The 13,066-nt window shown below is 61.0% G+C and carries 6 protein-coding genes; 2 read left to right on the top strand and 4 right to left on the bottom strand.

Features of this window, described 5'->3' with window-relative positions; all coding sequences use genetic code 11:
• Nucleotides 1-23: 23 nt before the first annotated feature.
• The 3 genes from PMI24_RS07115 to putP form a co-directional block, all read right to left on the bottom strand.
• The gene (locus tag PMI24_RS07115) at nt 24-731 is read right to left on the bottom strand and encodes a DUF4123 domain-containing protein (RefSeq protein ID WP_007952306.1); all 708 of its coding nucleotides are present in this window, start codon (nt 729-731) and stop codon (nt 24-26) included.
• Entirely contained in the window at nt 721-2,736 is a 2,016-nt protein-coding gene (locus PMI24_RS07120; protein WP_007952307.1) for a type VI secretion system Vgr family protein, read from the bottom strand. Before PMI24_RS07120 ends, PMI24_RS07115 begins: the two co-directional genes overlap by 11 nt.
• Before the next feature lie 352 nt (nt 2,737-3,088).
• The gene (putP, locus tag PMI24_RS07125; protein WP_007952308.1) at nt 3,089-4,573 is read right to left on the bottom strand and encodes a sodium/proline symporter PutP; all 1,485 of its coding nucleotides are present in this window, start codon (nt 4,571-4,573) and stop codon (nt 3,089-3,091) included.
• Between the two features lie 457 nt (nt 4,574-5,030).
• Here putP and putA point away from each other — a divergent pair, with 457 nt between their 5' ends.
• Together putA and PMI24_RS07135 are read left to right on the top strand one after the other, a co-directional pair.
• On the top strand, nt 5,031-8,984 hold the full coding sequence (putA, locus tag PMI24_RS07130; RefSeq protein ID WP_007952309.1) for a trifunctional transcriptional regulator/proline dehydrogenase/L-glutamate gamma-semialdehyde dehydrogenase: 3,954 nt from the start codon (nt 5,031-5,033) through the stop codon (nt 8,982-8,984).
• Nucleotides 8,985-9,127: 143 nt separating this feature from the next.
• Nucleotides 9,128-10,930, top strand: coding sequence for an acyl-CoA dehydrogenase (locus PMI24_RS07135; protein WP_007952310.1), 1,803 nt, complete (start codon nt 9,128-9,130; stop codon nt 10,928-10,930).
• Nucleotides 10,931-11,060: 130 nt separating this feature from the next.
• On the opposite strand, the gene PMI24_RS07140 is transcribed toward PMI24_RS07135, so the two are convergent.
• Nucleotides 11,061-12,998, bottom strand: coding sequence for a methyl-accepting chemotaxis protein (locus PMI24_RS07140; protein ID WP_007952312.1), 1,938 nt, complete (start codon nt 12,996-12,998; stop codon nt 11,061-11,063).
• Nucleotides 12,999-13,066 lie beyond the last annotated feature (68 nt).

Genomic DNA, 13,066 nt, shown 5'->3' on the forward strand with positions numbered 1-13,066 from the left:
TCCGAAGCCTTTGCCCGGAAATTTCACTCTGACTCGTCCCGCAAGTAGTCCAGCAATGCCGAAGCCGACGATTCGTCCGACGCCGAAACTTTGAAAAACCTGACAACCTTGCAGCGCAAGACATCGGTAGGGAATGCTTCGAACAACGCCGGTTGCTCCTCGCTCAACCACTGCAAGGCATTCTTGATCCGGGCATCACCACCGAATTGCGCCAGCAGCTTTTCCGGCACCGACCACCAAGGAAATTCCCGATTCGAGACCCTCACCCTGCCCCCGATCTCGACGGCCTGACCATTGATCAATCCTCGCGTGAGGATCGGCAGCAATTGCCCGGCATCCACTTCGGGCGACTCAAGGATCGGCAACAAAAACCGCCCATCCCAAAACCGGAAGAACACCGCTTTCCCGTCCGGCATCAGCACCTGGGTCAAACTGCGAAAGTGTTCGACCACCGCCTCAAACCCTGCCGAAGAAACCGCCAGCCAACCCCAGTCACGAGACTCCGTGGTCGCCACCCAATCCAGAAACTCACTGCCTACGTCGACGATTCCCACGTAGGGCATCACCGCATCCCACTCGGCATAGATCGTTTCCGCCCAGACCGGACTCGGCAACTGCGCACTCAGAGGCCAAACCTTCAGCGGATCCACCGCACTGGTGCTGCTGAAAACCGCGAACAACTGCTCCGAGGGTTTCAGCGGCACATCCTTCAACCATTGATCAGGCTGCACAGACACCGTCCTTGCAGCGCTCGCATTTTTCGCAGAACGGCGCATCACCTTTAAGGCTCATGATTTGCGCGGCAGTCAGAATCGCAGCCGGTGCTGCCACCAGTTTTTCCGGCAACCCCGGCACTGTCGGTGCCGCGCTCATCGCCGCCATCGGCGCACCACCCACCACAATCGGCACGCTGCTGAAAATCCCGCCCGGGCCGATGTTGATCCACTGCCCGCCCGCCTGAATCGTCGCGCTCGCCCCGCCGTCGATCACCACTTGCTGGCCGGCGCTGACGTGGAATTGAGCACTGGCGTTGATCGCCTGATTGCTCACGCGGATGTGCCGGTCGCCGGTCACTGTAAGGTGGTCGTCCTGCTTCACTTCGGTCTGACGCTGGCCGTGGGTGATGCGCTGTTCATCGGCCTTCAGTTCATGCTTGGCGAGACCAGTCACGACAACACTGCGCTGGTTATCCACCTGTACCTGTTGATCATTCAGTACATGCTGCGTCCAGTTTCGCTGGGCGCGCAGGTAGATTTCCTCGGCGCCTTTGCGATCTTCGATGCGCAATTCGTTGTAGCCCCCACCGCCGGGACTACTCTGGCTGCGGAAAATACTACGGGTCTTGTCGGCCGGCAGATCCAAAGGCACTGGCGTCGCCGCGTTCGGCAGGCAACCCATGACCAATGGTTTGTCGGCATCCGAATCGATAAACCCCACCAGCACTTCCATGCCGACCCGTGGTATCAGCACGCTGCCATAACGGTCATGAGCCCAACCGCTGGCGACCCGCAGCCAGCAACTGGAATGCTCGTTGAGTTCGCCGTCGCGATCCCAGGCCAGTTGCACCTTGACCCGACCGTACTCGTCGCAATGGATTTCACTGTCTTGCGGGCCGGTGACCACGGCCGGTTGATAACCGAGCATCCGTGGTTTTTCCGGGCCCATCGGCGGGCGGAAGAACACGTCCCACGGCGTGGCGAGAAAGGTATTACGGTAACCCCGGAATTCGTCGCCATCGCTGGTCACCGATTCCTCCAGCACTTGCGGCTGTCGGCCATGGTGTTCGATAGCGGTCAGCAGCCAAAGGTCATTCAAGTCCTGGCGCGGATGCTCGGTCAGTTGCAGGAAATGTCCACTGACCAAGGCAGATTGATCGCTGCGCCCCTCGGCCTGACGGTAGTCGGCGACATGCCGCTCAAGCGTGCGCTGGGCCAGTTGCTTGCCGGTTTCGCGCTCGGTGAACTGGCCGGGAAAGTGGTAATCCTCCAGCACCGGGCGCTGTTCGCTTTCGGCGCGACTTTGCAGCGCCAGCCGGGGTTTGCTGAAGTCGTAATCACGTCGGGTGACCACGCTGGTGCGGGTTTCCACCCGAACGGTGAAGCGCTTGATCGCCGGTGCCGCCGCAGCCATCCCGCTGCCCGGCAGATACAGCGTCGGCTCGGCCAGACGCGGGAACACCGTTTGATCGTCACCGAACACCAACAGATGCCCGTCCGGGCTGTGCTGAAAGTGGAAATGAATGCCGACTTCGGTACACAGCCGCTGGATGAACGCCAGATCGCTCTCGGCGTACTGCACGCAATATTCACGGGGCGGGTAATCGCTGCCGAGGCGAAATTCGAAGGCATCGCGCAGGATCGCGTGATCCTTGAGGATCTGCGTCACGATCTGCGGCACGCTTTGGTGCTGGAATATTCGCTGATTGATCCGATGACCCAGATAGGCCAGACGCGGAACGAGGCTGACGTGATAGCGGGTCAGACGCTTGCCGGAATCCCCCTGCCCGACCCGATAGATCTGACCGTGGATACCGGAACCGTCTTCATCAAAACCCAGAAACGCCTGACAGTGCAGCAGGCTCTCCAGATCCAGATCCGGCCGTTCACTGACCAGCTCCAGGTCAAAGCGGAAGGGTTGGCTGATGGCTTCCTTGCCCGTGAACTCAAGGACTTTGAGGTCAAACTGGGCGCCTTCGACGGTCAACGTGAAACGCGGTTGATTGGCAGGCGCGAACATCCGATGTCTCTCTGCAGATTGAGGGCGGGCGATTCTGCATGAGGGGCAAGGGGTGCAGGTTGGGTGACTGAAAAATCAGATTTCCCCTACTCAAAACTTCGATTTGGCCTTCAACAATCAACGCTTTCAACTACAGACACATCCGTCAGAAATATCGCAGAACCCTGTGGGAGCTGGCTTGCCAGCGATGAGGTCGGCACATCCAGCATTCAGGGCGACTGACGCATCGCCATCGCTGGCAAGCCAGCTCCCACAGGGGTTCCAGCGTTCATCAGAAATCGCAGGCAATAAAAAACGGCCCGCTTCCTGGTAGGAAACGGGCCGTTTTCTTGTGAGCCTCAGCTCATTTCCATCACTTGTTCAGATGGAAATCCTTCTCGGCCGCTTCAAAGCGCTGAACCATGCCGGCGCTCGGCTGGCCCATCAGGCTGACGAAGTAGATCGCCAGGCTGGCGAAGATGAAGCCCGGGATGATTTCGTACAGACCCAGCAGCTCGAAGTGCTTCCACACAATCACGGTGATCGCGCCGACCAGGATGCCGGCCAGTGCGCCGTCACGGGTCATCTTCTTCCAGATCACCGAGATCAGCACGACTGGACCGAAGGCTGCACCGAAACCGGCCCAGGCGTAGGACACCAGACCCAGCACGCGGTTGTCCGGGTTCGCAGCCATCGCGATGGCGATCAGTGCAACCAGCAGCACCATGGCGCGACCGACCCATACCAGCTCGACTTGCGAGGCGGATTTACGCAGGAAAGTCTTGTAGAAGTCTTCGGTCAGGGCGCTCGAGCACACCAGCAGCTGGCAGCTCAGGGTGCTCATCACGGCAGCCAGAATGGCCGACAGCAGCACACCGGCAATCCACGGGTTGAACAGCAGCTTGGCCAGTTCGATGAACACACGCTCGTGGTTCTCGGTCACTGGACCCGCGACTTCCGGGTGCGCCGAGAAGTAAGCGATACCGAAGAAGCCCACGGCCACGGTGCCGCCCAGGCACAGGATCATCCAGGTCATGGAGATGCGACGGGCGTTGGCGATGGATTTCACCGAGTCGGCGGCCATGAAGCGCGCCAGGATGTGCGGCTGGCCGAAGTAGCCCAGGCCCCAGCCCATCAGCGAAATGATGCCGATGAAGGTGGTGTTTTTCAGCATGTCGAAGTTGCTTGGATCTTGCGCTTCGATGGCCAGGAACGTGGTATCGACACCGCCGGTGGCCAGCAGCACGATGATCGGCGTCAGCAGCAGGGCGAAGATCATCAGGGTGGCTTGTACGGTGTCGGTCCAGCTCACCGCGAGGAAACCGCCGACAAAGGTGTAGGCAATCGTCGCTGCAGCACCGGCCCACAGCGCAGTCTCGTAGGACATGCCGAAGGTGCTTTCGAACAGACGGGCACCGGCAACGATGCCGGAAGCGCAATAAATGGTGAAGAACACCAGAATCACTACCGCCGAAATGATGCGCAACAGACCGCTTTTGTCTTCAAAACGGCTGGCGAAGTAGTCCGGCAGGGTCAGCGCATCACCGTTGTGCTCGGTTTGAACACGCAGACGGCCGGCGACGAACAGCCAGTTCAGGTAGGCACCGACGATCAGGCCGATGGCGATCCAGCTTTCGGACAGGCCGGACATGTAGATGGCACCCGGCAGGCCCATCAGCAACCAGCCGCTCATGTCGGAGGCGCCGGCGGACAATGCGGTCACCACGCTGCCCAGGCTGCGGCCGCCCAGAATATAGTCGGAAAGGTTGTTGGTGGAGCGATAGGCCATGAAGCCGATCAGCACCATTGCTGCGATGTAGATCACGAACGTGATCAGGGTTGGATTGCTTGCGCTCATTACGTACGTGCCCTGGCTTTGTTTTTATGTAGCGGCGGCGGTTGCACCGTTTGCAGACTGAGGTCTGACAGACGATTCGCACGGCCGCGCATTTATGACCAATGTTTCCCCAGGAAAGCCATTGGCCGGCACACCGGGTTTTCCCCGGTTGCACCTTGGGCGCGAATCCTATTCAACAAACTAAAACAGGTGCAACCAGTTTCTTGAGAATTAGTTGCACCTAATCGGAATTATCCCGAAAAGGCGGTTTTTTGCTCCCTTTTAGCGCAGTCACGGGCCTTTGCTAGAAGCAAAAGCACCAAGCAGGAGCAGCACTTTCGTACCAGAAATTATTTCCTGACGAGTTGCCGAATATTCCGACAAAAAAGGGTTGCACCCGGTTGCACCTCTTTCGGCTCGCGGCTAATCTTGCCGCCAGCTGTTGTCGCGCAACTGCGGCACCTATGAGGATAAAAATATGGCTACCACCACCCTTGGGGTCAAACTTGACGACCCGACCCGCGAGCGCCTGAAGGCCGCCGCAACCTCGATTGATCGCACACCGCACTGGCTGATCAAGCAGGCAATTTTCAATTACCTGGAAAAACTCGAGGGTGGTGCAACCCTGACCGAGCTGAACGGTTTGACCGCCAAGGACGCCGACGACGCGGGCGAAGTCCACACCGATCACGCTCACCAATGCTTCCTTGAATTCGCCGAAAGCATCTTGCCGCAATCGGTTCTGCGCGCCTCGATCACCGCTGCTTACCGTCGCCCTGAGCCGGAAGTCGTGCCGATGCTGATCGAGCAGGCTCGCCTGCCGGCGCCAATGGCCGAAGCCACCAACAAACTCGCCGCAACCATCGCGGAAAAACTGCGTAACCAGAAGAGTGCCGGCGGTCGTGCAGGCATTGTTCAGGGCCTGCTGCAGGAATTTTCCCTGTCGTCCCAGGAAGGCGTGGCACTGATGTGCCTGGCCGAAGCGCTGCTGCGCATCCCGGACAAGGGCACTCGCGATGCGCTGATCCGCGACAAGATCAGCACTGGCAACTGGCAGCCACACCTGGGTAACAGCCCGTCGTTGTTCGTCAACGCGGCGACCTGGGGCCTGCTGCTGACCGGCAAACTGGTCTCCACCCACAACGAAGCCGGCCTGACTTCGTCCCTGAGCCGCATCATCGGCAAGAGCGGCGAGCCGATGATCCGCAAGGGCGTCGACATGGCCATGCGCCTGATGGGCGAGCAGTTCGTCACCGGCGAAACCATCGCCGAAGCCCTGGCCAATGCGAGCAAGTTCGAAGCCAAGGGCTTCCGTTATTCCTACGACATGCTCGGTGAAGCGGCGCTGACCGAACACGACGCCCAGAAGTACCTGGCCTCGTACGAACAAGCCATTCACTCGATCGGCAAAGCGTCTCACGGCCGTGGGATTTATGAAGGCCCGGGCATCTCGATCAAACTGTCGGCCCTGCACCCGCGTTACAGCCGTGCCCAGTACGAGCGCGTGATGGATGAGCTGTACCCGCGTCTGCTGTCGCTGACCCTGCTGGCCAAGCAATACGACATCGGCCTGAACATCGACGCCGAAGAAGCCGACCGCCTGGAGCTGTCGCTGGATCTGCTCGAGCGCCTGTGCTTCGAGCCGCAACTGACTGGCTGGAACGGCATCGGTTTCGTGATCCAGGCCTACCAGAAGCGTTGCCCGTACGTGATCGACTACGTGATCGACCTGGCTCGCCGCAGCCGTCATCGCCTGATGATCCGTCTGGTGAAAGGCGCGTACTGGGACAGCGAAATCAAGCGTGCCCAGGTCGAAGGCCTGGAAGGCTATCCGGTCTACACCCGCAAGGTGTACACCGACGTTTCCTACATCGCCTGCGCCCGCAAACTGCTGTCGGTACCGGAAGTCATCTACCCGCAGTTCGCCACGCACAACGCCCACACTCTGTCGGCGATTTATCACATTGCCGGTCAGAACTATTACCCGGGCCAGTACGAATTCCAGTGCCTGCACGGCATGGGCGAACCGTTGTACGAGCAGGTTGTAGGCAAAGTTTCCGAAGGCAAGCTGAACCGTCCGTGCCGCGTGTACGCTCCGGTCGGCACCCACGAAACCCTGCTGGCGTACCTCGTACGTCGTCTGCTGGAAAACGGCGCCAACACCTCGTTCGTCAACCGCATTGCCGACCAGTCGATTTCGATCCAGGAACTGGTGGCCGATCCTGTTGCGCAGATCGAACAGATGGCAACCGTGGAAGGCGGTTTCGGCCTGCCGCACCCGCGCATTCCGCTGCCGCGTGATCTGTACGGTTCCGAGCGCGCCAACTCCAGCGGCATCGACATGGCCAACGAACATCGTCTGGCCTCGCTGTCCTGCGCCCTGCTGGCCACCGCGCACAACAACTGGAAAGCCGCGCCGATGCTCGGTTGCGCTTCCAGCAACGAAGCGCCGGCACCGGTACTGAACCCGTCCGATCTGCGTGACGTGGTCGGCCACGTGCAGGAAGCCACCGTCGAAGACGTCGACAACGCCATTCAATGCGCCCTGAACGCCGCACCGATCTGGCAGGCCACCCCGCCGGCCGAACGTGCCGCGATTCTGGAACGCGCCGCCGACTTGATGGAAGGCGAGATTCAGCCGCTGATGGGCCTGCTGGCTCGCGAAGCCGGCAAGACCTTCGCCAACGCCATCGCCGAAGTCCGCGAAGCCGTCGACTTCCTGCGTTATTACGCAGTGCAGGCACGCAACGATTTCAGCAACGACGCCCACCGCCCACTGGGCCCGGTGGTCTGCATCAGCCCGTGGAACTTCCCGCTGGCGATCTTCAGCGGTCAGGTTGCCGCCGCACTGGCCGCCGGTAACCCGGTGCTGGCCAAACCGGCCGAACAGACTCCTCTGGTGGCTGCACAAGCCGTGCGTCTGATGCTCGAAGCCGGGATTCCGGAAGGCGTGCTGCAACTGCTGCCGGGTCGCGGTGAAACCGTCGGTGCCGGTCTGGTGGGTGATGAGCGCGTCAAAGGCGTGATGTTCACCGGCTCCACCGAAGTCGCGCGTCTGCTGCAACGCAACATCGCCGGTCGCCTCGACAACCAGGGCCGTCCGATTCCGCTGATCGCCGAAACCGGCGGCCAGAACGCGATGATCGTCGACTCTTCGGCACTGACCGAACAGGTGGTGATCGACGTGGTGTCGTCGGCCTTCGACAGCGCCGGCCAGCGTTGCTCGGCCCTGCGTGTTCTGTGCTTGCAGGAAGATTCCGCTGATCGCGTCATCGAAATGCTCAAAGGCGCGATGGCTGAAAGCCGTCTCGGCAACCCGGAGCGCCTGTCCGTGGACATCGGCCCGGTGATCGACGCCGAAGCCAAGGCCGGTATCGAGAAGCACATCCAGGGCATGCGCGACAAAGGTCGCAACGTGTACCAGGTGGCCATCGCCGATACCGAGGAAGTCAAACGCGGCACCTTCGTCATGCCGACCCTGATCGAACTGGAAAGCTTCGACGAACTGCAACGCGAGATCTTCGGCCCGGTGCTGCACGTGGTGCGCTACAAGCGTAAAGAGATCGACCAGTTGATCGCCCAGATCAACGCCTCCGGTTACGGCCTGACCCTCGGCGTGCACACCCGCATCGACGAGACCATCGCCAAGGTGATCGACAACGTCAACGCCGGTAACGTCTACGTCAACCGCAATATTGTGGGTGCCGTGGTCGGCGTCCAGCCGTTCGGTGGTGAAGGCCTGTCGGGTACTGGCCCGAAAGCCGGTGGCCCGCTGTACCTGTACCGTCTGCTGTCGACGCGTCCTACCGATGCCATCGAACAATCCTTCGCTCGCGGTGATGCTGCCGTAGCACCGGACGTTCGTCTGCGCGATGCCATGAGCAAACCGCTGACTGCCCTGAAAGCCTGGGCCGACAGCAACAAGTTCGCCGACCTGAGCACTTTGTGCGTGCAGTACGCAGCGCAGTCGCAAAGCGGTATCACCCGCGTGCTGGCCGGCCCGACCGGCGAGAAGAACAGCTACGCGATCCTGCCGCGCGAGCACGTGCTGTGCCTGGCGGACATCGAAGGTGATCTGCTGACCCAACTCGCTGCGGTACTGGCAGTGGGCGGTTCGGCGGTCTGGCCGGAATCCGACACCAGCAAGGCATTGTTCGCACGCCTGCCGAAGGAGATTCAGGCGCGGATCAAACTGGTTTCCGACTGGAACAAGGACGACGTCGTGTTCGATGCGGTTCTGCATCACGGCCATTCCGACCAGTTGCGTGCGGTCTGCCAGCAGATCGCCAAACGTGCCGGCGCCATCGTTGGGGTTCAGGGCCTGTCCCAGGGCGAGACCAACATTGCGCTGGAGCGCTTGGTGATCGAGCGCGCGCTGAGCGTCAACACTGCGGCAGCGGGCGGTAACGCCAGCCTGATGACCATCGGTTAATCAGCGACTCCCTCAGCAACATAAAAATGGGCGCCCTCACCGGCGCCCATTTTTTTGGCCTCTCCATCACCGTTATCAATCTTCCTGTTCAGCCTTTATTCGCACGCCTAGACTCGGCCCATTCCAAAAAAAGGTAGGCCGCCATGTCCGAGACGCTGCTCAGTTCCCGCAATCTGGCTTTCGAGCTGTACGAAGTCCTCGATGCCGAGGGCCTGACCCGGCGCGAGCGGTTTGCCGAGCACAACCGCGAAACCTTCGATGCCGCCATCGGCACGGCGCGCAACATCGCCGAGAAGTACTTCGCACCGCACAACCGCAAGGGCGACGAGAACGAGCCGCGCTACGAGAACGGTCAGGCGATTCTGATTCCCGAGGTGAAACCGGCGGTGGATGCCTTCCTCGAAGCCGGATTCCTCAACGCGGCGCGCAGTTTCGACGCCGGCGGCATGCAACTTCCTACACTGCTGTCCCAGGCCTGCTTCGCCCACTTCCAGTCGGCCAACGCGGCTTCGACTTCCTATCCGTTCCTGACCATGGGCGCCGCCAACCTGATCGAAAGCTTCGGCACCGAAGAGCAGAAGCAACGCTTCCTGCAACCGATGATCGACGGCCGTTTCTTCGGCACCATGGCCCTGACCGAGCCCCATGCCGGTTCGTCGCTGTCGGATATTCGTACCCGAGCCGAGCCTGCGTCCGACGGCACTTATCGCCTCAAGGGCAACAAGATCTTCATTTCCGGCGGCGATCACCCGCTCTCGGAAAACATCGTGCACATGGTGCTGGCCAAGCTCCCGGACGCTCCGGCCGGGGTGAAGGGGATTTCGCTGTTTATCGTGCCGAAGTTTCTGGTCAACGATGACGGCAGTCTGGGCAAGCGCAACGACGTGTTGCTGGCCGGGCTGTTCCACAAGATGGGCTGGCGCGGCACGACTTCCACGGCGCTGAACTTCGGCGATAACGGCGAGTGCGTCGGCTATCTGGTAGGCAAGCCGCATCACGGCTTGAGCTATATGTTCCAGATGATGAACGAGGCGCGGATCGGCGTCGGCATGGGCGCGGTGATGCTTGGTTATGCCGGTTACCTGTACTCGCTGGAATACGCTCGCGAACGTCCGCAGGGCCGGGTGCCGGACAGCAAGGACCCGACGACGGCGCCGGTGGCGATCATTCAGCACGCCGATGTCAGACGCATGCTGCTGACGCAGAAATCCTACGTCGAAGGGGCGTTCGACCTCGGGTTGTATGCCGCGCGGCTGTTCGATGACACCACTACGCTGGAATCCGAAGCCGAGCGTAAGCAGGCTCATGAGTTACTGGATCTGCTGACGCCGATCGTCAAATCCTGGCCATCGGAGTTCTGCCTCAAGGCCAACGAACTGGCGATCCAGATTCTCGGCGGCCACGGTTACACCCGCGAATACCCGGTGGAGCAGTACTACCGCGACAACCGCCTGAACCCGATCCACGAAGGCACTCACGGCATTCAGTCGCTGGACTTGCTCGGGCGCAAACTGGCGCAGAACGGTGGCGCCGGGCTCAAGCAGCTGATTCGACTGATCGCCAACACCGCCGAGCGCGCGGTGGCGTACGAATCGTTGACCGCACTGCGTGAGCCGCTGGAGAAACTTGTCGCGCGCCTACAGAGCGTGACCATTGGTCTGCTGACCGACCTGGCTCAGGGCAAGATCAACAGCAGCCTGGCGAACTCGGCGTTGTACCTGAAGGTGTTCGGGCACGCGGTGATTGGCTGGCGCTGGCTGGAGCAGGCGATTCGGGCTGAGGAAGGACTGGCCAAGGGGAATGCGGCGGATGTCGACTTCTATAACGGCAAATTGCAGGCGGCGCGTTATTTCCTGACATGGGAAGTGCCGGGGTGTCAGCATGAGCTGGCGCTGCTGGAGGCGCGGGATGATACGTGTCTGGCAATGCAGGACGCGTGGTTCTGATCCCACGGTGATCGTTCCCACGCTCCGCGTGGGAATGCCCCCTGTGACGCTCTGCGTCAGGATCTTAAGAGGACGCGGAGCGTCCGGGGCTGCATTCCCACGCAGAGCGTGGGGACGATCAAACTATCAGTCAGGTGAGTTTGAACCCACCCATCTGCCGCGCCAGATCATCCGCCAACCGCTGCAACATCTGACAATCCTCACGACACGCCCGAACCTCCCCCGCCGTCGCCCGGGCCAGATCGGAAATCCCCTGCACGTTACGGTTGATCTCCTCGGTCACCGCCGACTGCTCCTCGGTCGCCGTCGCCACCTGATGGTTCATGTCGCTGATGCGCTCGACCTGCCCGGTAATCGCGGTCAAAGACGCCCCCGTACGCTGGCTCGACTCAACCCCGGTGCCAGTCGCGGCCTGCCCGGTACGCATCGATGACACCGCATTCTCCGCGCCTTGCTTGAGGCTGCCGATCATCTGCTGGATCTCGTCGGTTGACGCCTGAGTCCGTCGCGCCAAGGTGCGCACTTCATCCGCCACCACTGCAAAACCACGCCCCATGTCCCCGGCTCGCGCCGCTTCGATCGCAGCGTTCAACGCCAGCAGATTGGTCTGCTCGGACACCCCGCGAATCACCGCCAGCACCTGATCGATCGACGCCACCTGATGCGCCAGCTCACCCACCGCGCCCGCCGCGACGCCGATTTCATCGGACATGCTTTCTATATGACGAATCGAGCCGCCGACCACTTCCCGCGCCTGCATCGCTTCATCGCGCGCAGTTTGAGAGGCAAGCGCAGCATTGCCGGCGTTCTGGGCGATTTCCTGTACGGTCAGGCCCATTTCGTGGACGGCGGTGGCGACCATGTCGGTCATTTCCTGCTGACGACCTGAGCGCTCGGCGGTGTTATCCACAACCCTGGCCACCTGGCCGACGGCAACGCGCAGACGCTCGCTGGTGGTCAGCACTTCGCCGATCATTCCGCGCTGGCTGTCGAGGAAACGGTTGAAGCCCCGAGCGAGGTCGCCCAGCTCATCGGCGCGGCTGGAATCTAACCGATGGGTCAAATCTCCACCACCGCTACCGATTGCTACCAACGCAGCTGTTACCTGACGAATCGGTCGCACCAATCCCTGAGCCAGCCAGATCACCAGCGCCAGGCAAACTAGCGCCACCGCCAGACCGATGCCGCTGCTCATCCACATCGCCCGGCGGGCTTCGGCGTAGATCTGTGACTGTGGCACTTCGGCCACCAGCGTCCAGCCTAGGTCGCGCAAGGGCAGGCTGAAGGCGAGGAAGTCTTCGCCGTCGCGCTGGAAGCTGCTGTTGGCGGCCACTTTATGGCCCATGACCGCTTGTGCCGCCGAGCCACCAATCTGCTCGCTCAAGGTGCGTTTACCGCTGAACTGTGCCTCGGGATGGACCTGGATCAAACCGTCGGAACGCACGAGATAGACCTTCCCGCGTTCGCCGAAGCTGAAGTTGTGGATCAGCTCGGACAGCTCTTTCATGCTCAGCCCGAGCCCCGCGACACCGACCACTTTGCCAGCCTGCTCCACCTTCAAATCGATGAACAGCGCGAGCTCTCCGGTGGCTCCGTCGTTGTCGATGTTCAGGGTTCGCGGCTGATTGCTGTCGAGGAAGGAGTAAAACCACGCATCGGCCGGTTTGTCGCGACTCAGGGTGCGATCCAGGCCTTTTTCGGTGATGTAGTGATTGGATTCGGTGCCGATGATCAGCGCGGTAAACGCCTTGTGTTCGGCGCGGATGCCTTCCAGATACTGCGCGAAGCCCGCCGTTTTGGCGGAGTCTTCACCATTGGCCAGCCAGTCGCGGACCATCGTGTTGCTGGCGATGTCCTTGGCGGCGGTGAGGGGTTGAACGAGGATTCGTTCGATGTCGTTGCGCGTCGCTTCGATGCTCGACGGCAGCGCCTGTTCGACCAGATAGCTCTGGGCGAGGCGGTTGACCACCAGGGTATAAATGCCAACCACGATCAGAATGCTGACCAGCAGGGCGGTGCCCATACCGAGGATCAGCTGCCATTGAATACTGCGACGCCAGAACTGCATGGAGCACCCCCAAAGAATAAGAGGCTGAAACACTGCAACAGCCGTGCCGATTGTATACAACGCAATCG

Source organism: Pseudomonas sp. GM25, assembly GCF_000282255.1.
Lineage (GTDB): Bacteria > Pseudomonadota > Gammaproteobacteria > Pseudomonadales > Pseudomonadaceae > Aquipseudomonas > Aquipseudomonas aphyarum.